The organism is Citrobacter sp. Cpo061, from assembly GCF_030332845.1.
GTDB lineage: Bacteria > Pseudomonadota > Gammaproteobacteria > Enterobacterales > Enterobacteriaceae > Citrobacter > Citrobacter portucalensis.
Genome location: NZ_JAOWHB010000036.1, coordinates 251,306 through 276,920, shown reverse-complemented (window position 1 = coordinate 276,920; position 25,615 = coordinate 251,306). Strand labels below are relative to the sequence as shown.

At 49.0% G+C, this 25,615-nt stretch carries 14 protein-coding genes and 1 pseudogene; 4 read left to right on the top strand and 11 right to left on the bottom strand.

The features are described 5' to 3' along the window. Window positions 1-12: 12 nt before the first annotated feature. From OGX97_RS07300 to cspF, 3 genes are all read right to left on the bottom strand, one after another. Window positions 13-8,595, bottom strand: a complete 8,583-nt coding sequence (locus OGX97_RS07300; RefSeq protein WP_286592117.1) for a glycoside hydrolase family 94 protein — start codon at window positions 8,593-8,595, stop codon at window positions 13-15. Between the two features lie 155 nt (window positions 8,596-8,750). Continuing rightward, a complete protein-coding gene (locus tag OGX97_RS07295) occupies window positions 8,751-8,915 on the bottom strand; it encodes a YnfU family zinc-binding protein (protein ID WP_213076230.1) in 165 nt (54 codons plus the stop codon). 81 nt (window positions 8,916-8,996) lie between these two features. Beyond that, window positions 8,997-9,209, bottom strand: a complete 213-nt coding sequence (gene cspF, locus OGX97_RS07290) for a cold shock-like protein CspF (protein ID WP_001446195.1) — start codon at window positions 9,207-9,209, stop codon at window positions 8,997-8,999. A 279-nt stretch (window positions 9,210-9,488) separates the two neighbouring features. On the opposite strand from cspF, the gene OGX97_RS07285 reads away from it, so the two are divergent. The 4 genes and pseudogenes from OGX97_RS07285 to OGX97_RS07270 form a co-directional block, all read left to right on the top strand. After that, window positions 9,489-9,707 (top strand): cold shock domain-containing protein, encoded by a 219-nt coding sequence (locus OGX97_RS07285; RefSeq protein ID WP_000203924.1) that lies wholly within the window; start codon window positions 9,489-9,491, stop codon window positions 9,705-9,707. Window positions 9,708-9,975: 268 nt separating this feature from the next. Next, window positions 9,976-10,203: a hypothetical protein gene (locus OGX97_RS07280; protein WP_010434226.1), complete on the top strand. Its 228-nt coding sequence runs from the start codon at window positions 9,976-9,978 to the stop codon at window positions 10,201-10,203. Window positions 10,204-10,766: 563 nt separating this feature from the next. Then, window positions 10,767-11,171, top strand: a complete 405-nt coding sequence (locus OGX97_RS07275; protein ID WP_023303013.1) for an H-NS family histone-like protein — start codon at window positions 10,767-10,769, stop codon at window positions 11,169-11,171. Between the two features lie 52 nt (window positions 11,172-11,223). Continuing rightward, window positions 11,224-11,334, top strand: a pseudogene (locus OGX97_RS07270) (arsenical resistance protein ArsH); the annotation flags it as partial. A gap of 410 nt (window positions 11,335-11,744) precedes the next feature. Here OGX97_RS07270 and OGX97_RS07265 read toward each other — a convergent pair. The 8 genes from OGX97_RS07265 to OGX97_RS07230 all read right to left on the bottom strand — a co-directional run bounded on the left by OGX97_RS07265 (window position 11,745) and on the right by OGX97_RS07230 (window position 25,339). Further along, the gene (locus tag OGX97_RS07265) at window positions 11,745-15,278 is read right to left on the bottom strand and encodes a DEAD/DEAH box helicase (protein ID WP_032677266.1); all 3,534 of its coding nucleotides are present in this window, start codon (window positions 15,276-15,278) and stop codon (window positions 11,745-11,747) included. Next, a complete protein-coding gene (locus OGX97_RS07260) occupies window positions 15,262-16,041 on the bottom strand; it encodes a Hachiman antiphage defense system protein HamA (RefSeq protein WP_286592114.1) in 780 nt (259 codons plus the stop codon). Before OGX97_RS07260 ends, OGX97_RS07265 begins: the two co-directional genes overlap by 17 nt. 656 nt (window positions 16,042-16,697) lie before the next feature. After that, window positions 16,698-17,534: an HAD family hydrolase gene (locus OGX97_RS07255; RefSeq protein WP_224394088.1), complete on the bottom strand. Its 837-nt coding sequence runs from the start codon at window positions 17,532-17,534 to the stop codon at window positions 16,698-16,700. Continuing rightward, window positions 17,531-19,180: a metallophosphoesterase family protein gene (locus tag OGX97_RS07250; protein WP_286592111.1), complete on the bottom strand. Its 1,650-nt coding sequence runs from the start codon at window positions 19,178-19,180 to the stop codon at window positions 17,531-17,533. Before OGX97_RS07250 ends, OGX97_RS07255 begins: the two co-directional genes overlap by 4 nt. Before the next feature lie 177 nt (window positions 19,181-19,357). Next, window positions 19,358-22,480: a hypothetical protein gene (locus OGX97_RS07245; RefSeq protein ID WP_286592110.1), complete on the bottom strand. Its 3,123-nt coding sequence runs from the start codon at window positions 22,478-22,480 to the stop codon at window positions 19,358-19,360. A 100-nt stretch (window positions 22,481-22,580) separates the two neighbouring features. Next, window positions 22,581-24,014, bottom strand: coding sequence for a restriction endonuclease (locus OGX97_RS07240; RefSeq protein WP_286592108.1), 1,434 nt, complete (start codon window positions 24,012-24,014; stop codon window positions 22,581-22,583). Between the two features lie 20 nt (window positions 24,015-24,034). Continuing rightward, the gene (locus tag OGX97_RS07235) at window positions 24,035-24,838 is read right to left on the bottom strand and encodes a TIGR02391 family protein (protein WP_286592106.1); all 804 of its coding nucleotides are present in this window, start codon (window positions 24,836-24,838) and stop codon (window positions 24,035-24,037) included. Between the two features lie 21 nt (window positions 24,839-24,859). Then, the gene (locus OGX97_RS07230; protein WP_001542736.1) at window positions 24,860-25,339 is read right to left on the bottom strand and encodes a hypothetical protein; all 480 of its coding nucleotides are present in this window, start codon (window positions 25,337-25,339) and stop codon (window positions 24,860-24,862) included. Window positions 25,340-25,615 lie beyond the last annotated feature (276 nt).

Genomic DNA, 25,615 nt, shown 5'->3' with positions numbered 1-25,615 from the left:
CCGGGATCAGTGTCAGTTCTGAATGATCTCAACCGTATGGTTTTGTCCATCATCCTTCAGCGGTATTCTGTCATCAGGGAGGAGAACACCATCCAGCGTCACGCAATATTCTGCATCGCCGCGTGAAACACTAATCTGATAATGGCTTTCACCATATTGATATGCCATAGAAAAAGAGGACCACTCATCCGGTAACCTGGCATGAACACTAAAGTCAGTGCCGGAACGTTTTATCCCCAGTAATCCCTCGGTAAGTAAACGCCAGGCCCAGGCTGCGGAACCGGTATACCAGCTCCACCCTGCACGTCCGGTATGGGGAGCGACACTGTAGACATCAGCACTCATGACATAAGGCTCAGCTTTATAAATCCCGACAGAGTCCGCATTCAGGGTATGATTTATAGGGCTGAGCATTGACCAGAGTTGCCAGGCTCGTTCGGCATTCCCCATTCGGGCAAAGGCCATCACTGCCCAGATGGCGCCATGCGTATACTGCCCTCCGTTTTCCCGCACGCCGGGCAGGTACCCCTGTATGTAGCCCGGATTTGGACCGTGTCCGTCGAAAGGAGGCGTTAACAGTTTGATCAGCCCTCCTTCGTTATCCACAAGGTGCTTATCCAGCGCCTGCATGGCCTTTGCGCTCCGTCCCGGGCTCGCGGCGCCGGACAATACAGACCAGCTCTGCGCAATCGCATCAATCCGGCAGTCCTGTGAGGTTTTCGATCCCAGGGGAGTACCATCGTCAAAATACCCGCGCCGGTACCATTCCCCATCCCAGGCGTGGGCTTCGAGATTACTTTGCAGGCGCAGAGCCTGTGAACGGCACATCGCGGCGACGCTTTCATCCAGCCTGTGCTCCGCCAGCGCTGCAAACCGCTGCAAAATGTCGTACAGGAAGAAGCCCAGCCAGACGCTTTCACCTTTGCCTTCGATACCCACCCGGTTCATCCCGTCATTCCAGTCACCAGCCCCCATCAGCGGCAGGCCATGCTCCCCGAAGCGAAGTCCATAGTGAATAGCTTTGACGCAGTGTAACCAGAGTGTCTCTTCGGTGCCGCTGATGACCGGCGTGTCATAGACAGACTCTTCACCAAGCTGAAGCGAGCGTCCTTCCAGATAAGGAATGCGTATTTCCAGTGCATCCATATCCCCCGTCGTTTCAACATAGTGGCAAACAGCAAGCGGCAGCCAAAGATAGTCATCGGAACAGCGGGTACGCACACCGTTGCCGTGTGGCGGGTGCCACCAGTGCTGCACATCCCCCTCGATAAACTGCCGTGATGCACAGAGTATTATCTGTTCACGCATCCGGTCCGGAGCAGCGTGGCTCAGAGCCAGCGTATCCTGCAGCTGATCGCGAAAACCAAATGCACCGCCAGACTGATAGTAGCCACTCCGGGCCATAAGACGGCAGGCGACCGTCTGATAAAGCAGCCAACCATTAACCAGTAAATTTACGGACGTGTCGGGGGTGTTAACTACGATTTTATCGAGAACATTGTGCCAGTGATTATGAATCCGGCTCAGCTCCTGGCGGACCGTATCCTCGTTCATGTAGCGGGCCAGCGTCTCCTGAGCACAAACATCATTCTCTTCTGCGCCGAGGATAAAAATAAACGTCCTCTGGTCCCCGTCAATTAATGTAACCGCCGATTGCACCGCTCCGCAGGGATCCAGACCGGCCCCCGTCTTACCAGAAAGCTTTTGCAGTTTCATGGCCGAAGGGGCGTGAAGGGAACCATTACGGCCAATAAACTCCCGGCGATCCCCTGTCAGAGAACAGTCATTACCGCTGACGGCAAAAAATGCAGTTCGGCCGCCACCATTATCACCATAAAAGTTATTCGCAAGCACCCCGCAGCCACCGGGCGTTCTGGCCACATGTGTCACAATGTGAGGGGCTGAGCGCGTTCGTGTTTCTCCGAGCGTCCACTCTACATAGCCTGTGACGGAAAGTTGACGTGTCCGTCCCGAGGAGTTACTGAGCGTCAGGAGCACCAGTTTAACCGGATCTTCTTCAGCAACCAGGACCGTCAACTCGCTGTCTATACCACTCTCACGATGGGCAAAAACGCTGTAGCCAAAACCATGGCGGGTCAGGTAGTCACCGTGTCCGCGAACAGGTAAAGCCGTCGGCGACCAGCACTCCCCGCTCTCTTCATCGCGCAGGTAAAATGCCTCGCCGCTGCGATCGCTCACCGGATCGTTCTCCCACGGCGTCAACCGGTATTCATGGGCATTCTCATACCAGGTATAGGCCTGCCCTGCCTCTGAGATCACACTGCCAAAACGAGAATTTGCCAGTATGTTCGACCAGGGAGCCGGTGTAAGCGCATTTTCCCGAAGGACGATCTGATACTCCCGCCCATCCTGAGAAAATCCACCGTACCCATTGAAATGGCATAACTGACTGGTATCAGGGCTCCAGTCCGTATGTTGATTACGCTCGCGTACAGCACGCGGAATGAATGCCCTTGCTGGCGATTTCAGGGTATGAATACGCTGGTTAAGCTGCTCATTAATACCCCCTGCGCGGTCATCAAGATAAAGACAGGCCACGCTCATCAAAAGCAACTTATCCTCAGCGGAGAGATGCTCACCGTTCCGGACAAAAAGCCCGCCCTTTTTATCGAGCAGACTAGCTTCAGACCCGGCATAAATTAACTCCATAATCTGATTTTGTAATCCCTGCTGGTAGCCGCCGGGGCTGTTATTCAGGATAACCAAATCAACATCCAGCCCTTTCTGTCTCCAGTAACGGTGTGCCTGAATCAGTGTGGTCACTGAGGTGATACTTTCCTCGCTGGTTATACTCAGCAGCACTATCGGCAGATCCCCTGAAATTGCCCAGCCCCACAGTCCGGACTGGCCACGCCGGTTGCGGCCTATCGCCTGGCCTTCGGCGCGCAGCTCCTGGACAGGGTAAAGCACAGCGCTGGCGAGACTATTGAACAACGTGGCATCATCTTCACTGGCGTTCATCTGGCGCAATACCACCAGACTGTGAGACCAGGCCAGTTCAAAGACGCGATCGGCAATAGGGTAATCGCGATATTTCTCCAGCAACGCCAGGCTCTGCTGACGGGTCTCGCTGATGCCATAAATGATATCAATCGTAACCGGCTGCCCTGGCTGCAGAATGATGGCGTTGCGAATTGCCAGTATCGGATCCAGCACCGAGCCCGACGTGTTGCCTAGCATCCCTCCCGTCTCTATTGCCTGTGCATTCGCAGGGTTTCTGCCACGTCCAATAAACCTTGCCCTGTCCGTTTCAAACGACACGTTATGTCGGTTATCGCCGTGCACCACCATCATGTGAAACAGGCAAGGGCCCGGTTCATCCGGTGAGCGCGGGCGCCGGTGGCAAAGAATAGCGTCACGCTCAGGAGCCAGCTCAGTCTGAATAAACAAATTGCTGAATGCCGGGTGTGCCAGATCGCTGGCATCAGGTGCCAGTACCACTTCAGCATAGGTTGTTAGCTCCAGAGAGCGAGGCTTACGACCACGATGAATCAGTGTGAGCCGTCGCAATTCAACATCATCCTCCGGAGAGATCACCACCTGAGTTTTGACGCTGAGTCCCCCTAAGCTGCGTCTGAATTCTGCCCCCGCATCGGTGAACAACACTTCCTCGTCTTGTCCGCTGGTGTAGCCTGTTGGTTGCCAAGTATTGCTCCACACATCTCCCGTCTGGGTATCGCGGATGTAGCAGAATGCTCCCCAGTTATCACGGGTGGTATCACTGCGCCAGCGCGTTAGTGCAATATCATTCCAGCGACTGTAACCACCGCCGCCCGCGGTCAACATCAGATGATAATGGCCGTTGGACAGGAGTTGAATATCCGGGGAGGGGGTATCCATGCTATAGAAAATACGGGGTTCATAGCGAACGGGTTTGACCATGCCCTCATGAGATTCAAAATGACGGCGCGGACTGTACAGATCGACCGCATCCGGCACGCGCTCCTGTAACAGCAGACTCGCTGACCGGAATACCGTGCTGGACATAAAGCGTTCAGTCATGGGGGCGTCAAGCAGCACATGAGCCAGCGCCTGAAATGCCATACCCTGGTGATGCGCCATCCAGGACTGTACCACCGCATAGAGCTGACCGGTTGCAAGACGTGAGGGGGTATAGTCCAGCGCTTCATAAAAGCCGTATTCTCCGCGTGCACCATTTTTTTGCAGCCTGAACAGGTTTTCACAGGCTCTCTGTGGGGAAACCATCAGCGCCAGCAGCGTGGCGTAAGGAGCAACAACCATGTCATCGGCAAGTCCCCTGCGTAGACCGAGCCCCGGTACGCCAAATGCCTGATACTGATAATTATGCTGAACATCAAAAGCATGATAGCCAGACTCTGAAACACCCCATGGTACCCCGCGTTCTTTCCCCCAATGAATCTGGCGCATAACCGCCGACTGACTCATTTCATCGAGCAGGCTGCCGGGCCAGGTGGGCATCACCAGATTCGGCATCAGATATTCAAACATGGATCCGCTCCATGACATCAGGGCAGTTTCATTATCAATCGTGGTAAACAATCGACCCAGCGCGTACCAGCTTTTAAGAGGCAGCTGATTAGTCGCAATGGCAAGAAAACTGGTCAGGCGGATTTCAGACGGCAGGAGATCGTAGTGGCTTTTGTCAGGCATATTGGTGTCACAGTTATAACCGACGCTGAGCAGACTGGTTGCTTCACTGTACAGAAAGGCGAAATCCATCCGGGCATGCTCATCCAGCCGCTGTTCCAGCTCGGTGATAATATTGAGTCGCATTCGGGCCTGCTCCGCCACTGACGCCGGAGGCGTTCCTGTACCGGTTAATGTCGGACGGGCAAGCTCGCTCAGCTTCGGCAGCGTCTGTTCATTCCAGGATGCAGGCAACCAGCCAAGCAACAGAGACCACTCATGGCAAAGCTGAACCAGTTGATGCTCCAGATGTCCAGCCCAGCGCATCTGAAGAGGAGATCCCTGATGACATGCGCTGGTCAGATGGTTGCACTGGGTGCGCATGCTTTTCAGTTCGCTGAAAAGCGCCTGCGGAGAGAGCGACACCGCGTTCAGGCAATGCTTGCGTAGCAGTCTCAGGCTGTCAGGTGGGTTCTTACCCCACTGTTTTTCCAGAATATCCAGCGTATCGTTCAGTCCTGCCAGTATCTGTTGGTTGCTTAAAACAGGCTGATGACGCATGGCGGACAGGCCTGCACGAAGGGTCAATAAATGCCCGGCCATATTGCCGCTGTCGACGCTGGAGATATAGCGTGGACTTAGGGGGGCCAGCGTACGGGTGTCATACCAGTTGTAGAGATGGCCCCGGTAGTGCTCCATTTTATCCATCGTGTCGAGCGTGAGCGACACGCGCCGGAGCACCTCTCCGCCAGGCAGGTAGCCAAAGTCCCATGCCGTCAGGTTAGCCATAAGTGAAAGACCAATATTGGTAGGAGAAGTTCGGTGTGCCACCGTCGGTTGTGGTATTTCCTGATAATTATCAGGCGGAAGCCAGTTCTCTTTTGCTGTGGCAAATGTTTCAAAAAAAGCCCAGATTTCACGGCTTGTCTGGCGTAACAGCTGTTTTTGTTCCTGATTAGGCGAAAAAACCTTACGCACGGGCTGGCGACTCAGCCAGCTCATCAGCAGCGGTGCCACACACCATACCAAACCGATCGGTAACGCAATCCCCAGCAGCTGCGGGGCAAATTGTCCGGTCAGTATTGTCAGCGCCACGCCACCGACAACGTTCAGCCACATCGCCTGATAAAAACGTGCAACAGTGGGTCTGGCCTGACTGCTGTCCTGGCTGTGGCTGACCCACTGGCTGAGGTGACGCCTGCTTATCCCCAGTCGCCATAGCGTCACGGCGATCGCTTTCAGCGAATATCCGGCTTCGTGCGGCAGTATCGCAAAATTAAGGCTGATACCTGACAGACGCTTTAGCGCGCCCGCCCCCACCATTAACAGATGCGGCTTCACGCGGCGACGCAGAGGTTTATGCAGAAGGTCGTGGCTGATGCAGAGGATGGCTGGCAAAAGCCATATCAGCAACAGTATGCCCAGCCAGTAAACCGGGTTGGGTACCCAAAGCAGAGCGAAGAACAGCAATATCAGTAAGGAGGGGGCGACCAGACTGCGACGTAGATTATCGAGTAATTTCCAGTAAGAAAGCGCGGTCAGCGGATTCCTGACCCGGGTTCCATCGGCTTTTCTGACGCGTGGTTTTAGCCAGTTAAGCAGTTGCCAGTCACCCCGGATCCAGCGTGAACGTCGTGCAACATCCGACAGATAATTATTAGGGTACTGTTCGTACAGTAACACCTCGCTCAGCAGACCCGAACGTGCATAGCATCCTTCAAGCAGATCGTGGCTGAGTACCAGATTTTCCGGGCAGATGTTGGTAGTGGCCTGCATAAAAATATCAACATCGTAAATCCCTTTGCCCACAAACGAGCCTTCCCCAAAGAGATCCTGATAAATATCCGAAGACATCATCGAATAAGGGTTATTGCCCGGTACGCTGCTGCGCAGGGCTGCGTAACGCCCCTGACCGTTGCGTGGTATCTCCTCCGCAAGACCGGGCTGTAAAATACCGAATCCTTTGACAACCCTCTGGCGTACCGGATCATACTCAGGCGTATTCAGCGGATGCGCCATCGTCGCGACGAGTTTGTGTGCCGTATCGCGCGGGAGTACCGTATCGCTGTCCAGGGTAATGACGTATTTTATGTGACCCGGTAAAAGGTGGGCAGGCATCTCTGCAACGCTGACGAATTGCGTTCCGGGATTGCGCAACCAGCTGTTCAGTAACGCCAGTTTTCCCCGCTTGCGTTCATAGCCCATCCACGCTCCTTCCGAGGGGTTCCATTCAGGCTGGCGATGTAACAGATAAAAACGTGGTCGGCCGGAGGGGTAGCGGCGATTAAGCGCCTGCGTATCGGCGATAGCCTGTCTGAGCAGCGCGTGACTTTCCGGCGAGGGTTCATTTTCAGAATCAGCAAAATCAGTGAGCAGCGCGAACCTTAGATTTTCGTTTTCATTCCCCAACCAGCAGACTTCAAGACTGGTGAGGAGCTGGCTGAAACTTTCGTGGGTGGTCAACATGCAGGGAATGACTAACATGGTGGCACTGTCAGCGGGAATACCGGCTGAAAAATCCATCCCCGGCAAGGGTCGAGGAACGCGAAAACGGGTGGTTGCATCACTGAGCAAATCGCTCATTAACTGAGTTAATGCGATAATCAGAGGTAATATCACCGCGATCAATAGCCAGTCTGCGCCCTGCATGGCGGTTTCGTGCAATATTGCTGCGGTCGCTGCGGTTGTCAGCAACGCCAGGCTTCCAAGCCATGACAGCAGGGTTATTCTGTTGAAACTGTGCCGCAAGCGTATGAGCCTTGAGGCGTCTGCCAGGAGATGAATATCCAGCGCCTGTCGACCTTCGCCCGCAAGATAATAACCAACATGATGTTCCGGTGTATCGGGCGCTTTTTCCTCTGAAAGCGCCAGCACCTTCTCAGCAACCTCAGGCTCGCTGAGACCGCTGTCCCTGGCCAGAACCTCAACTACGTGCCGGTAATGATCCCGGGTATTGAAGTGCATCCGGGGATAGATGCCGGCAGGATCATTGCGTAATGCCTGTTCGACAACACTTATCGTTTCGGCGAAATCAGCCCAGTCCGTTTCACTCAATAAACGCAGGCCCGCGATGCTGTTACTGACGGACAGCTGGCTGGCGGCAAGCTGCTGATTGAAACTATGTATGAGAACGTCAGTGGTGATCCCCTGTTCCCGAAGGCACTGATCAACCCAGGTCAGAGGTAACGACAGCGCGTTGCCATGCCCCTGCAGTCGCCGCACCAGCTCTGCGACAAACGCACTGGTTAACGGAGGTCGGGAGCGCGCCATATCGGCAACCACCATGATTAAATCACCAGGCGCACTCTCTGCGCATTCGACAATCCTTGTTATCCACGTATCAGCAAGGTTTCTGTCCTGCTGCGCTTTTATCACTTCCATACTGATACGACGAAGATTTTCAATCAGCGCAAGGCGCAGCATTCCCGGTAACGCCCAGACTTCACCCAGCGTCAGCGGCGTCACCTGTTGATAGGCAGTGAGATAGCTGGTCAGGCTGGCGGCATCCCAGCGGCCATCGCCGTGAGCAATGGCCTCTGATGCAATATGATAAATTCGTGGGCAATTCAACGGCGATACAAGCGACGGAAGACCTTTGCCAAAGCTTTTCGGCAGATGCTGGCGGACAGTGCGGATTTGTTCCTCAATCAGATAATAATTGTCCAGCAGCCATTCACCGGCGGGCATGATACTGGGTTTTTTACCCGCGTTAAGCTCATAGCAGTTTTGGGTAATGACGGCCTCATTGTCGCCAAGCCGTTTCAGAAGATAATAAGGATGCCTATCCGGTGATACTTTATGAGTCCGCGCCAGCTTCTGGCCGTAGCGTTCCATCTGGACGGTCGAAAAGAGTTCCGACCGCGGCGAGCTTTCACCGGCAGGATCGTTCGCCGAAAACGTTATGTTTTCGGCAGCATTCATCAGAATACGGGAGCGGTTAAACCACGCTCTGGGGATCATTTTCATAGCATTGCTCTGATGCGACGTTAGCGCGCAGGAGCAGTTGCGAAATCAGTTCAGAAACGTTCTCTCAGGATGGGCGTCAGGCATCAGGGATTTAACAGCTGCCGGAATCTAACATAAGTATAGGACATGAGCTCTGTTCTGCGGTTTTGGTCGAGCTAGCGTCGGGAGATAAACAGAGCCTTACATCCGGGGCAAAGCATGGTCTGGTTGAGCCGGATTTTTGACAACGGTTGTACTGATTTTAAGCCACAAACAGGACAGGCTGCAGTGGCAGTAGACGCACTGCTGAAGAATTTCATTGCGTAATTGATAACAGACATAACCATTAACCTTTCAATGAATGAGCTTCACCGTACCACATGTGGTTAAGTTTTAATCTATCTATTTTGACACACTGAAAATCAGGAAAGATAAATGTTCGCAGCCACAGGCCCCCTGAGACCGTTTATCCGGCAAAACTCTATGCGGCTTCCAGGGATGAGTAATTCTGATTCGCGAGAGTTAACGGCTGAAATGTGAAGCAGAACGTCTTTTCGTCCATCAGATGGGATGATGAGGCCTTTACCACTAAGAATATCAAAGCTTTTGACAATTCCTGTCATTTTATGGGACAAGTCAATTCCTTATTGAAAACACGTAAAGACTATACATTGAAAATGGCATTCAGCCACTTTTATTTTTCCCTACAGGACCTCTGGACGGCTAAAAGATAATTTGCTTATATCGATTCCCTGTGCCTTAATGAATCCCATCAGTTCGATGTACTAATGAAAGTTAGAAATTTTCCGGGCAGTTCTCATTACCAGGCGCTATCGTTGATATCCCCTCTTTTGAGTCCATATGTTTAATCCTATACGTTTACTATCAATACAATCATGTATAACGGAGTCAGTATGACCTCTAGAATTATGGGCCTGGTTAAATGGTTTAACGAAGACAAAGGTTTTGGCTTCATCTCTCCTCTTGATGGCAGCAAAGATATCTTTGTCCATTTGTCTGCACTTGATGGCGACAACTTTAAAACTTTATTTGAAGGTCAGAAAGTTGAATTCGCCATTCACCGCGGAGACAAGGGTCCTGCTGCTGCAAACGTAACACTTTGCGATAAATAAATCATTGTGGGTCTGCGATAACGATGAAGGATTATTCCTGAGTAGACAGATCCATAACTTAAATCAGATGAAAGTCGTTTATTCATAATATCTGATCAGCATATTTTTCAAAATTATGAGTATGCTAACTGATGTGATGAAGTGCAGTACTACTGCATAAAAAGTCTAAAAGCACAAACTAACCACATGTTAAATAAGAAGTGCGTAATGGCTTTGACCTTAATGGCATCTGCCAGTTAATATCCACGAGAGAACAGGGTAATAGAATATGATTAAAGTCCTTGTTTTCTTTAATGCTGAATCCTGTAAAGTCATGACCGTTCTGGAAGGTATATCCTCTATCAGGCAGGAATATCCAAACGGTGAAGAAACACATCTTCGGATTATGTCTGCAGGTTTTCCTTCCTTAACTGGCGATCATGGTATTGTTTACGTGGCTACTGACAGGGAGTTAACATCACAGGAGATACTTGATGCGGCCAGGAAATATTTATAGCATTTTTGTCATGCTCTCTGCTCCACGTTTAATTGCATGCTTACCCTATTTATCAGAATCGAACAAAAAATGAGTTGAAAACATTTATGGCCTGCTAACAGCAGGCTTTTTTTTACATTACACTTTTTTAGAAACACCTCTATAAAGAGAGAGTAATTCGCTACCTTCTGACAAAATGCAGGTGTCTCTCCCCTGCGTGCCATCTTGCCATTTGTGAAAAACCTTGCTAAGTGGCGGCGCTGTCTCTCCTCATTTTAAATCTCATCAGGTGTGACTGAAGCAATAAGTTATGAGGATATAAAAAGGCTCTCCGGATGACTCCTGGCATCATAGTTTTAAGTACCTTCAAAAATGCATGGACATTTTGTAGGAGTTGTAATTTAGTTCTTGCACATTCTTCTTAATTTTTTCTTGCGACAAGAGATTTATATAAGTAGTCTAAACCTCGTTAATAACAATATGTCCCAATCGCATTAAAATGCTCAGTAAGAAAAATCGGGTCGATGAGCAACCGTCGACATTGGTATTTGCTGAACAACGAAAAAACTTTAAAAGGTCTCTTTATGTCAGATGCTCTAACACAGTTAAACAATATCCGTACCTTACGTTCTCAGACTCGTGAAATGTCATTAGATGTACTGGAAGATGTTCTGGAAAAGTTTAAAATTATTCTTATAGAACGACGAGAAGAAGAGACATTACGTCTTGCAAATGAAAGTCAGCGCCGCGATAAACTGGAAACACTTCGTCAGATGATGCTTGATGAGGGTATCGACCCCTCCGAACTTTTAGCTGCTATTGGCTCTCCGGGTAAGGCTAAAAGGACGCGCTCCCCCCGCCCCGCGAAGTATCGATATACTAACGAAACTGGAGAGTCAAAAACATGGTCAGGTCAGGGGCGAATGCCGAAGCGGATCTCAAATCTGATTGCTGAAGGTGGGGAATTAAAAGATTTTGAAATCAGCTAAAAAGAGCCGGGTAAAACCCGGCTCTTTTTTGTAAATGCCGCAAGTTGCCTTAGAGAATAGTCGAGAAACATTTAGTTCCGTCGATGTAGCCGAGGCGCTGTTTAAAATCACAGTGCTGCTTAAGGGACAAACCGGTTATCTTGCAGATCGCTACAGCGAGTGAAAAGAGAGCCATCAGGAGCTTTCATTCCGAGTCAATCAGGACAAAAAATAACGTATGTTCTTCGTGAATCCATACTGCATGAGCTTAACAACGTCTGCCATTGGCACTAAGTGGACGTAGAGCAAGTTCGCTTGGTCCGAGACGAAGTACGGTGAATCGAAATTCATCAAAACAGTCGCAATGCTGCTATTCGGGATTGGTTCATGAAGTAAATTTTTTGGCAAAATGGACAAGGCTGATAAATATCATACAAAAACAATGCATTATAAAATATGCTCTCTATGAACAACATTTGTGATCAACATAAGGATGGCGTGGTTTAAAATTTAAATCCTAACGTGTTTGAACATATGGTGAGAACAGTGATCTACCACAGGGATCCCCAGCTAATTCCTTTATAGCAGTATATCTTAATGTGGCTTCGCAACTACCCACAAATCATCAGGGCCGAGATAGCTCAGATTGATCTGGCCGTTATTCATAGCGACCGTCGCTCGCACAAGTCCCCGCCGATTAAGGTTAAGAGGGTGTTGTAGCAGACCAATCGCGTGCCCATCTGGTGCAAGCACTAGCGGTTGTCCGTTCCAATGAAAGAGACCGACTGGAGTTCCGGAAGGCGCCGGAACATCGAACCAATTGACGTTTCCAAGATAATCTCGCCGCGCCCAAGAAAGGTTGTCTGACGGAGCAAATTCCTGTATGAATTCGAGCCATATAGTCCGAGCTTCGGCCGTTGGCCAGTTTGGTTGTGCCGAATAGACAGCGAGACCAGGTGAACGCAACCAATCGCGCAATTCCGCCCCGTTCGTGAAGTTAGCAGCCGTATCGGTGACGGCTTTGATGGCCGCCTGTCGTGAATTAAAACCCGCCTGGATCAGTATTGAGGCTGAGCGGTTCATCGTCCCCGTTTCGACAGCTGGAACAGCAAGGCCGAGTTCATAATCTTCCAACGCTAGTGCTGGCATGCCAACGGTATCACCGTTGGCGGCGGCACGTACCCGCAACGCCTCCATAGCCCAAGGAAGACGATAGCCCAGACCGCCCTCAATAAATTGCAATGCGTCTACCTCCTCTCCGGCGATCATCATTGCCAACGGATGCCCAAGCAGCCAACCTCTGAGGATTTCACGCCAATTCGCCGGGAGCGTGTCTGGTTCAAACGGATAAAAGGTGAACACGCGTTCGGCGATATCTGTGATCGCAGTGATTGCAGCCTCATGATCTGATACAACCAAGGCTGCATTAGCTTGCATGAGCAGATTGTTCGCCTCCGGTGCAATTGCATCCAGCGCACGTCCAGCTTCAAGGCCAAGCCCAGCCAGAAAATAACCACGCCGTGTGACGGCAGTCGAATTCGCCCAGATATAACGGCTCCGAGTAAACAGCGCGGTGCGATAGGCAGCCCGTGATTCGTCGTTAACACGCAGCAGGCGGCGTTGCCAGAGTGAAGATTGGAGAATACTGTCGAGAGCGGTCTCGATCTGGTCATCGGGTACATCGGCCTCACCAATGAGACTGAGAATGGCGGTATCTAGTGTCGCCATATGGCGATCCCACTCTTTCAGCGCCTGCTCTCGCTCATCAACCTTTTCACCGGCAACCTCTGGGAAGACCCACGCAGCAGCATTATTGACAACATAGTCGATCAAATGGTCGAGATCACCGCCAATGTGAGAGTGCATGCGGCTTAGCAGCGAGAAGATGAGCTGGATGAGCCCGCTTTCCATCTCACGAGCACCGTGGTCTTCTATCAGATTGACCCATTTGTTGTGCTTCCTGTTATTCACATCTTCAAAGATGGGATAGAGAACAAGGCCTTCTACATCAATATAAGCACGGCCTGCGCGGCCGATGACATTCTTGAATTCCGAAACCTTGATCATTTCACCGTGCCGGTAGAGCGAGTGCATGACGACCGCTGTCGCCGAGAGATTGAGTCCCTGCGCCAGAGTCGGCGATGAGATCGTGACCTTGAGTATACCTTCTCGCAGAAGGCGCTCGATTTCCTTGCGATAAGCTGTCGGCAAGGCACCATGGTGAAGAGCCACACCAAGCCGAAGGCATTTCAGAATATAGCTGTCTGTCCCAAGCCATTCCTCACCGAGTGCTATAGCGATCTGCAAAGTGGTCAATTCGACTGTTAGCAAAGACTCGAGTGCACCGCGCGAGTGCAAGTCAACGATGACCTTGGCAAATGGTTCGACGCTGCGACGCTCTGGGCAATAGATCAACACTGTCTGACCATCTCTGACTAGACGCCATGCGGTTGCAAGGCTCAACTCCTGCTGATTGTCCGGAAAGAGTCGGTTGCGACGCTTCTTCGGTGGTACGAACAGCGGCGGTGCCGCACCAGTCAGAAATCTGGGCACAAATGGCCTTTCCTCACCAACGCGAAGATTTAGGCGCGCTGTCGGCGAATTCCAAGTGACCTCGCCGAACCGCAAACGCGTCGGACGCCAATCGTTCTTAATGGGACCTCCCGGTTGATCGCGCCGTAGCCACGCCGAGAAGTCTTCCATTTGATCTCCGTCCGGAAGAATTGCCGATAGACAGACTATGCGGCGTTGATCTGCGTCCTTACGACGTAAGAGGCGCTGAATCTGAACCTCGTAACGAACTTCGCGCTCACCTGAACCAATCATATGGCCCTCATCGAAAACGAGCAAGCCCACATCGTCGAGCAGTGACGGATCGTTCCTCAAGGCGAAATCGAGCTTCTCTGGGGTTGCGACAACAATATCACGCCCGCGGATGGCATCTTCGTCGAAGCCGGACACTCCGATACTGCCATAAAGGGCAGAAATGGTCTTGCCGAGTGGCCCGAAGGTACGCTGAAGTGTGGCTTCGGTTTGCGCAGATAGAGCGCGAAGCGGGGTCACGACAATGGCACGCCTCCCACCGGCTAAACATCTCAGAATAGACAATTCAGCGATGCGGGTCTTACCTGCGCTGGTCGGCAACGAAACAACGAGGTTGTCGGTCTGGTTGACAGCTCGCGATGCCGCTTCAATCTGCGACGGCCACAAGTCGACCTCTGCCCTTGGGCGTCGAGCGAGCAAGCCAATAAAGAGTTCACGAAGGACAGGCCACGAAGGGGCAACGCCGCCAGCGGGAAGCAGCGGAACTTTTTCGTGGAAGGTGTTCGACCAGAAATCTTTAAGCAGATGGATAGCAATCCGGTGCACCCACCATTGCGGTATAAGGTTCAGCTCCCCGCAGATATCGAGGTTTTCACGAAGCTGGGCGATCGCTTTTTCGAGAAGAGTATATTCACCGCGATCTAGGGCGAGCAGGAACATCGAAAAGGCACCGAAGAAAACATCTGTCAGTGCGAGATTCAGGCCTTCGAAAAGAAAGTCCTTTCCATCTCGTTCCGCCGCATCGGCAACGATGGACTCGGTGAGATGCTGCTGTAAGAATGTCGTAATGGTCGCATCAGATCCACGACCATCGAGACGAAAGGTATATACGCGTGTACGCAGCGAATTGATATCTCGGCGTATCAACAGAGTTAGCGCATGCTCGATCGGCGAGAAATTTGCTTCATCGGCCACAATTGCGAGGAGGGAATAGGCCCGGGCAGAAAGGTGCGCGAGGTGATAACTGGCAGCTGCAAGGAGAAAATGGAAATCGCGATCAGCTTCTTCGCGATTGCCGTTGGCCATGACCGACTCAAGCGCTGTCGCCGCCTGTTCGAATGCGATCCGTGCTTGATTCGGGTCGCCATCTGACTCTAAAAGGCGCAGACCTAGTCCAAGCAAACCATACGCGTAACTGTGAAGATCGAAGCTGAGTTGAGCCGAGAAATCCGGCGCACCAGGAGGAAGAACACCGTCACGCCAGATCATTGCACGTGCCTGACCTCGTGCAATTAGCCTGCCGCGAAAGCCGACCGTCGCCGCGTCCGTTATAGCAGCAATGATAGCATCAGGGGTTGTTGGCATCGGCAATTACTCGATCGTAGACGGCTCCGACAAAAGCAGCATGGTTGTCGATATGCAAACCGACACCCCATTGTCCAATCGGGCCAGGATAGGCCTGTAGCGCCTGTGTTAGGAGCGTCTGTGGTGGGTTACCTGAAAACGTGAAGAGTAGATGTTTAACGCTCTCGGGCGGGATACCGTGCCGGTAGAGTGCCTCGTCGATTGCGTCTACGAGCGGTGCATCGGTGCCTATCTCCATAAGTCTGGCCGAGATAAAAGATAACGCATGCGACGAGGGAAGGCCGCTATCCTTATCTAAGGCGCTCCGAGCCTCCTCAAGCGTTTGAGCGCGCAGGTTAATACGGCTTTTAGCTTCTGTTTTCAGGAAGCTGAGTCGCTGTGTTTCAGCGTCGAGAAGCATACCGATGACATCATCGCCGCGCATTGCCATATTTCGATGATCCTTCCAGCGCAGTCTTTTGATAGGCGCTCGATAACCGCTGTACGCATCAATCCATTCTGTTGCATAGATCTCGCCAAGGTCACCCGACCTAATATGCGCAGTTTGCGGAAGGAGATCGTTGAGCATTTGAGCAGCTGCTGTCTTACCTAACTTCGCAAGCGCGGCGGCAATCCGCTCCTCTGTAGTGTAGTGGGCGGGGATAGCCCTAGCTGTCATCTGAATGCCAGTCGCAATATCTCCTGGCCGGCCCGTCATGACTCGAACATGGTGATTACCTAATGGCATGTCAGCCGAGTCGCACCAATCATAGAACGGGACCATACCCTACTCCTTAATTCGAAAAAGGTTAGACTTCATGCGATGACCCTTTTTTCACTAACAACCATTCGTAGAGCGATTGCACCTTGGAAGTTGGGTGTAACATTTCTGCAAATGTAGGTTTTAGTCGTATGCTGAGACCCGGGTATAACCGTCAGTTAATTCGTCCGCTGCCCCAGTCAATGAAAAATTGATGGGAATTTTAACAGTTTGTAAGCCTAATAGGCAGTGATCTCCCAATACTTTTACGATTGTCGAAAAAAAATCATTGCCTTATGCGTTTTTTGCTCCTCCCTCTGTTTTGGGTACCCCCGTGTCCGTAGATGAAACTAGCTGAAACTTGTACAAGATACACTTTCATCGTAAGGAAATCCTATACATATAGAATCGGTGACGTGAATTAAACTGTGCCATACATTGGACTGGCTGTTGAGCTACACAAAATCAGGGATGAATATCTCTCAGGCCCCTATCAATCCTTGCTGCGATTTTACTGGTAGGAGATACTCCTGAAACTAAGAAGTGTCGATTCAGATTATGGTGCCTTTCGAAAATTGAGATATCTTATAAAATGGGGGGCAGGCCAATCACTTTTGTGATAATAAAGCCAGTATAAAGTGGTTCCAAAATCCTTTAAGATCTTGGAACCATAATGAAAATCACTTCAGATCCAAAATTTCTGCAAAACTATTAATTGAATAATCCGGTTTAACTCTTGAAAATGATTCCTTCAGTTGCTCTTCTCTTTCAACATCTTTATCAGTCCAGTGTGTTATTTTCACTAAAATTTCCCATAGCTCGGGAGCAAACTGACGACCATAGCGAGCCCAAACAGCTTTCATTCCAATAGACTTTGCCATTGATATATCTTTAGTAATAGAGTCACCAACATATACCGCATCTTTAATATCTACATTTTCAGTGAGACAAATGTGCTCCAGGAGTTTTGGGTTAGGCTTAGATTCAGCACTAGATAACCTTATAATAAAATCATCTTTTACTGAAATAACTTTTGCGTTTTTAGGATTGGGGTGGAGATTGTGATTGTCTTCAATTGTGTAAAGGTGATCAAAAAAATCAATGACATCAAGCTTATAAAGGCGATACAAAGAATTATATTCTAAAGATTCAGTATGACCGACAATCTTAACACCACGCTCCCTTAAAATATTTAAAGTATCCCTGACAGTAGGGTATAATTTCAATGTATGATTGCGCTTTGAGCTAAAAGCCGAAAATACTCGCGTGAGTTTTTTTTGTAATAAAATCTTATCATTGGTCCCAAAATAAGAAATAACAGATGGCAACTCTAGAGTAGCAAACGGTTTTTCAGAATTACCAAACCTCTGATGAATGACCTTATACTCGGACAAAAGTATATCTAAAGGAACATTTATCTCCTTTGATAGTTCCTCAGCCATAGCACTAAATGATTGGGAATAAAAACTTACCCAATCGTACAGTGTATTATCCAAATCGGTGATAAGTAATTTCATGATAAACCTTCAATAGCATAGGTTGCCGTTTCATTTGCTCCGTTCTGTCTATCGAGCTTGAAAAATTTGAACGCTAGCTTTTCACCAGAAAAATCCATTATACATGCATAGTTAGCACAATCTTGATTTGGCAATTCTGAACTAGCAACCCCTGAACTTCCCAAAGAAATAATTTGAAAAGTATGTTCAGGATTTGAAGCCGAGACTGGTTCTAATGGAGATAGTATTTTTTTTATTGTAATACAACTACTTCTATGCATATGCCCATGAAGAATATAGTCAACTTTATGTTTCACCACCCAACGCAACAATCTCTCCGCATCTAGTGTAACACTATATTTTGAATCCAAATAGGCATCTTCGGCCTCATTAATTGAAGTTAGGTGATGATGGAGCATAGCAATTCTTGTGACCCCCCTTTTTTTAGATATATACTCCCCACTTTTGTTCATCCATCCCATAGATTCCGCAACGTTACTGAGTTGTTTCTCACCGATAAACCCCATACCCAAAAATGAATCTTTAACTTGTTGTAAAACACATGAGTTCAAGGCCGCCACTTCAACTACTTTGTGCCCTCCCAATAAAAATTTTCTTCCTTGCGAGAGATCTTCTTCAGGTTTTCTTTGGAAAACATCTTTATAAAATTTTATATAGTTTTCTTTGCTTCCTTTATGATAGTTTTCTGCTAGAGTTGCCCATGGAGTATCAGTAGTAGGCTTTCCCATTATTTCAAAATATTCTTCTTTAGAAACCAAACCAACATCATGATTCCCTGGGCAAATAATTATATCATCCGGTGTAAGGCTAAGAGAAGAACTAACATCTTTGATGAATTTCGAAGCCAGCTCAAATCCCTCAACCTGTGATTGCCAAGTCAAATCACCTGAAATAGCCAATCCGGCACATTTATTTCCATTGCTATATTTGTCTGCCAACTCTACTACACGAGAAGATAAACATTTCTGTTGATCATTATCTTGCGCTGGAAACGCATGCTTGCCTTTTCCGTTATCGAAATGAATATCTGAAAGCCAAATTATAAACTCCCCTTTTTTTTGGCTATATTTTTGGTTGAAATTATAAGGAATATAATGGGATGCTAATAATTCATGCTGAAGATCAGAATCAATAGCAGGTCTCACCTTCCAAATTGTTCTATCTTGTTCTTTTAATTCAGTTACTGAAAAAACAACTTTATTGAAAAGCTGTTCATCTAAATCCTTTGAGGTGGTGAATAATGAATCTAATGGAATATAGGATAAGGTTTTGAGAACATCATCATTATCATGAATTTCACAAATTTCAGAAACTTTTAACCAACCTAACAACTCATCTTCATTATAATACCTTGGTGTTTTTCTACCATTATCAGGAGCCTTCTTCTTGCTATCCCCAGCAGCTGAGGAGCAGACTTCTTTTAATTCGGCCCTATAGAACTTTAGTCGCCCTGAATCAAAAAAATATATTTTGGTGAGATTTTCGGCAGCAATTCTTAGTTCTTGTGATGGAAACACCTCACCAGATTTTGCCCACCATCCCCACCAAACATCCCCTTCCTCACGAGCAATTTGGTTATGCTGTTCGATGGTAAATCCTTCACTTTTTCCTAGATCACGGAACCTAAAAATGTAAGTCTCTTTCATTTACTTCATCCTTAAATGCAATGGTTTTATAATATCTTCGTTTTATCAGTAAATCATAGTGAACTCAAATTCGAGTCTTATCTTTTTGAGAATAGCGTTAAGTAAGGTAATCACCTCGCTACCTTCTTCCAGTTTGCCTGATTACACCAATACGATCCGGCAGCTGCTAATGCATGTTCATTCAATCGGCTCGCTTAAATCAATGAACTCAATAGTCTTTGCTAAAGGTATAGATTGACGGGGAAAGTCACGTCGCAGTCGGCGGGCTAACTCTCCCAATGCATCACTACGATCCATCGCATGATGGACTAGCAAAGACGCAACCTGCCGAACCTGAGCCTTTGCGCCAGGCTCACGACTATTATCCTGCCCGCGAAGTGCATTACGCCACCCCAGTGTTGCCCTGTTTACATCAATTTGATCCAGCACTCGAATTAAGCCTGAAGGCTGGACTTGCACGAGGAGACAAAGAAACATCAGAGCCTCATTGTAAAAAGTGGGGCTGGGCTGAGATAACGCCTCTGCTAGCCCACTGTAGTGCGGTTCAAGAAATGTAGAAACCAGTGTTGGCTCCGACTGAGCAATCCTCGCCAAAACTAATGCTCCCAGTTGCCAATCGACATGACCCCAATGGCTGAGTGCAATGCGTCTGCCCGCGGCTATATGACGTAACGCGCTAGCCGGCGCGATGGCTGCGAGATGCGTCGACATGTTGACGATACGCGGCTCATTGCGCGCAATCATCTCCTGAATTGCGAGTCTCGCTGCTGGTACGATGTGCGCAACTCCGAGCAGCATTCTCGCATCGCCGATATTTTCCGCCCAATCCGAGCCTATCGCTTGGTCGATCTCGCTCCAATTGAGTGCTAATACCGTCTCCTCGAACTGCTTTGGCGAGGCCTTATGCATGAAGCTAAGAAGCCCTGCGGCAGCTTGGAAGTTTCGTTGCGTACTGCGCGACAAAGAGAGCGCGAGATCCTTAGGCGACCAGCAACGGCAGATTTTTCGCCCCACCTGCCGCATTCTTCGGGACGGTGCCAACTTGCCAACATAGATGTTAAGCGGATCGTAGAGCCGCAACGCGTTCCACACGATATCGTTTAGTTCGTGGAAAGACTCTTGCGGAGCGGCACGCAGTCGATCGGCGATGGCCGGGATAAGTGCTTCGATCAAAGTGAACCCGAACTCTGATTCGACGTAGCAGAAATGTTCGCAAAAATCGGCAACGACCGATAGGTAGGCATCCTGCGGCCACTGTGACACAATGCGAAGGCACGCATCGTGATCAATGTGTTCGAGATAGCGTGCCTTCCACATATCATCTCTACAAGCACCTATCATCGAAAGCAGATCGGCAATCTCACCCGCATGCAACGGGGCAGCAGCACTGATCGCCTTTGCTAATGCGCGTGGCTCAACTAGCATGACGATGTTTTCACCAAGTGCCCGATTAGTATTAAGTACATGATTAAGCACGCGGCCAATCGCATAGCATGCACCTTCCGGCGCCGCCTGTATCCACTCTGCAAGAGTCTCACTATGATCGGCAATCGTTTCCATCTCATCGGGCAGATAGCTATGCAAATTATTCAGTAACCAGCAAGCATGCCGAATATCAAGTGGTTCTGTCGCTACCCAGCAGCGTTCTAAAGCGGGAGTAAGCCATGCCGGCTGTACAAGCCTTCGCCACATCCCAAATTCGCCAGCTAACGAAAGTTCGCTAAGTAGAACACTTAGGCCACTGAGAGGCATCTGAATGTCGGTCAGAACTGTTCTGAGCATAACTGCAATTTTCTGACGCTCTTCGGCTGTCTGTCCGTCGAGAATACGTGCCAGGAGTACAATAGCAAGACGCTGGTGTGGACAGCGAAGGTCGTTGAAACTCAGTAAAAATCGTTGCGCTACAAGCCAATCAATCGCAGCATTTCCATCAGAATTCGACAACTCGTCCCCGACTAACCGCAACAACATTTCGCGTGAACAGTGCGCATCACGTGATGCCAGCTGTCGAATTGCAGCAGCTGCAAGAACCACGTCAGCGCCTGCTGCGCGCGCAGAACTTGCCATTGCATTCGCTCGCCGCCATCCTCCTCCAAGGATGAAACAGAATTGCCAGGGATAAAGCGCTTTCTCCGCTGCTTGCTCAAGGCGTAGATCGAACTGCTCATCTCCAGGCCGATCGCCGATGCGATCATCGGCTTGACGAACAGCGGCAAGTGTTGCTTCGCGGGAAGCCAGAAAACCATTCGCAATAACCCGAACCGCTCGCTTAGCATCAAGATGGATGGCGCCTGGAAAGCCGCTCTTATCTTCGGAAATCGTGTACGCACTTAATACCCATCGCGATGCAGTGGCCTGTTCTTCCAACTCACGAAGCAATGCTGGGCGAGTCAGGTGAGCATCATCAACGATGTAGAGTGTCGGTTTCAGACTCTCATCAAAAGAAGGTATCTTTCCAATTGGGTCGGCTAATCTTAGGACACGCCAGCCGCGACAATACATTTGAAGCGCCACTTGAAGAATTGAGATTGATTTCCCAGCTCCCGGTACCCCCGCAAGTCGAGCTGTTCCTGCGCGCTCCAGGTCTGCAGTCAGTAGAGCTACCTCCGGAAGAATGGGACAAGCAGCGACATCTGCAGGCCCGAGTGGACGACCCATTAGAGCAGGTCCAAGATCACGAGGCTTTTCGAACTTAACCTCAGACCAAACTGATGCTTCAATATTGAGTACTGATGATCTTGGTGCGAACACAATGAGGCTCCGCCGGATCTGATCGAGCTCCTCGGAACTTGGTAACGCGCGCAGAGCTGCCATGATTTTATGCAGATCGCTTGCATGTTCGGGATAGATTTCTTCAATCACTTCCTGATGAGTGGATAGCAGCGCTTGAATCGTGTCCCATCCAATAGCAACTACGGGAAATTTTCCTTCCTTCACGCGTTGTTCTGACACTAGTCGGGCATGTTCTTGAAGTCGCGCATCATTAGGCGCTGTAGTAGCAAAGGTCCAGTGTCCAAGCTGTGGTTTAAAATTTTCGGCCTTGATGAGTTCCGTATCGAACTCCACGATAGTCGCCTTGGCCCCATAACCTCCGTTCTTCCCTTTGCATTGCACACCAAAATTTATGCCGGGTGTTGCCTGTGGCGTTCCATAGACATCAACACCGTGCTGTTTTTGCCCAGACCGACCATTTTTTTGCGTAAGGGGAGACCTCCACACTGCGGCAAACAATGCACGAGTCAAATCTTCGAATTTCTCCCACGACTTTGGCGGGAGAATCTGTTTGTCAATAAAGTCCATTGCACAAGCCACTTTGTAAGTATTTTAAGGAACAGTCATCGCCTTCGCTTTAACCACATCCTCAAGAACGTGACTAGTCAAGCATCAGGAGTAGATTTTATTATTTCAGAGTTCCAAGTGGAATGAAAAGTAATCCATTTCGACTTGGGTAGCTGACAACAGCATTATCTCCCCACACCAAAACAGCTCTCGGGCCGTTAAGCGCTTCACCAACAAATAGAATTTTTTTTATTTGAAGTGAAGCACGATCTAACGCTACAAGCTCATGATTGTTTCGATTGACCGATAACAGTAAGTTTCCACTCACCGTTTGCGATAACGGGTCTGCCCATGCGAAAAAATTATTATTATCATTTGAGGCAAAGCGAATTTCTTGAATTAGCTCCCCTGATTCCGGCTCTATTACACAGATGCCACGCTTGGACTGGAACATGCCGACATAGATGCGATTGTAGAGATCGTCATATGTTAGACATGCAGGGGTTGAATCATCTGCACGACCATTGCTTATCTCGGCGAGCTGGACATCCGCCGTATATTTTTGACGACTCAAGTCGTAGATAGCTAAATAGCAGTTAGCATGTGGATAACTCAGCCCGTGGCTGCGTCCGCCGCGTTGAATGCCAATGTAAATTAATGGCAGTGTCGGATGTCGTAGCAGCGACATGCAGCCTCGGCCACCTTCGGGATATGCTACTGTCTTTACAACGTATGTGGCACTGTCAATGATGTAGAACTGGTTGACTCGATTGCTTGCGAAATAGATTTCTTTTTCGTTTTGTGACACTGCTAATTGTCCGTTACCGCCCCCAGGTAACACTATTCTTTTAACGATAGCATGCGTAGCCAAATCAATAACGAGCACAAAGTCCGAAAAAACCTGGCCGACAAACAAACGGCCATCTGCAATAACTAAGCTACCAGGAGGATGGCTCAAAATCTCTCTTTCACCGTTTTGCGGGGAGATCGACTCATATTTATCCAGGTCGATGGTACGTATGATTGATTTGGATGATGGATTAACGATTGAAATGCTGCATCCAGCCCAATTTGCAGTTATCAGGAAGTTGTTATGCAGGAGAATGTCATGTGGTTCAGAGCGGCTTGGAAATTTATAAATCGGGGCTCCATCATCACTACTGTCTAGAATAAGAGAGGCTTCTGATGTTGCTGCCTGTGCAGTCTTGGCAAAATCATCCAAGGATGTGACCAGAGTGATGTTCGACCCTCGTGCCGCATCCTGTGCTCCAGGTTGGAAACCAACCTCACTGACCATGATTCCTCGATCGGCACCAAGGTCATCAATGAGGCTCTTGAGAGCAAGCACCTTTTCCTTAGGAACGCGAGTTTTCCACAATTTGCATTCGATTACCCAAGTACAGAGGATACCCGATCGAAGGAAGGTCGCGTAGACGTCAATATCATGGGTCGCTCGAACACCTTTGGCTCGATAATCAACCAAAGCATTACATCCAAGACGTCGAAATACTTCAGCTGTGGCCTCCTGATAAACTCGGCAGTCCGCGTAGCTCATGCAACTCCCCAATAATATGGCTATATTTTTTTCTGTGTGCCATCCAGCTTGCGATGAATAAGCGAAACCAACGTAAGGATGTCCAGCGCATCCAATTCAGACATGGGCCAATTCTTCTTAGGCGAATGGGCCAGTGGATTGCGCACAGCGCCGAATAGACCAATGAGTAGGTTCGCAAAACCTTTTTGTTCACTCTTTTCTGAGTCGGTAGTGAGCGGTCCCAAGGTCAGAACTGGTTGTTGTCCGGTAAATACCTTGTTCACCAAGTCAGCACCATCGCCGCTCAACCCAGACAACTGACGAATACGTTCCGCAACCCCTTTCGTCGCCTCGAAGACGGCATGAAAATAGTTTTCGTCCAGAAGTTCTGCACGACAATAGTTCAAAACTTCTGCATGCACAGCACGGTTTTCGAGTGCAGCCTTAAGTCGCCCGGCGCGGGCTCTGGCTGAATCGAGTGTTGTTGCTTTAGTAGCGTTCGTGACCTTACCATCTTCGCGGACATAAAAGCCGGAAAAAGCTAGGACAACATTGAGTTCATCACGCCTCCAGGTAAATACTGCTGGATCACGAGCGTAATTTACCGGATTCATCGCACGGTTAATGAACATTATGAGATGGTTGCCGACCTGATATTGGTTCTGCGCACCTACGAGCGCATTATACAGCCGTTTCCATTTTGTCATGCTTGGCGATGTGTCGGCAACTTTGATTTCTTGTAGGAGTCGCTCGATCTGCGCCCCACTCAAGCCACGTTCGGTATCAGCAAGAACGCGACAAGCGGCCTCAAGGTGCTGAGAGTTGAATAATGGAATACGTATCATAAATTACCTTTTTATCACCTTTCAGACCCACTCGAGCGCCGTGATAATCGATTGTCCCTCAGTACCGACCTCCACAAACAAAGCGTGATCGTAGCCAAGCTGCTGCTTATAACCTTGAAGTTTCAGTAGATCGATTCGTCTATCGACGCGACTCGTTGATTTTTTAAATTCTAAGACCAGATGATTCTGTTGTGTACCTCGCCGATGCACGATCACATCAGGAAATACTGTCTTTGCTTCAACGTCTTCGCTGTCTGGATAAAGCTCCAAATGTCTGAGCCGTTTAGGTTCTACACCATCCCGGTTATATTCGCAATCTACATTCCAACCGGGGAAAGATAGCTGGAGGTACATCGCAAAGCGAAAGGTAATGGACCGTTCGTTAGCATCAATACTGAGTAGATCATGATCATTGAATAGTAGCTCGGACAATGCATGTGACACAGGTTCGCCTGGTTCACATTGATTGAGGTAGCGTATTTGAGCCGGGGTCAGTGCCATTATCACGCTCGCATATTTAAGGAATTTTATTGGATTTTTCAGTACGCATTCGGTTACCAACTAAAAGGTATAATAACTGAATACTAAAACCTGATGTTCATCACAAAATCAGAAAAACCAGTTCATGAAACAATGGTAGAAAATTCGTATGATTTGTGTTCAGCTACTTGCACAGTTATGAACCAAAACTTAGTTCATAAGTGCATGCTTTGATTGCTCGATGAGAAAAAATTATTTAATTACAGTGGGTTGCAAAGTTTTTTATTATAAATTAAA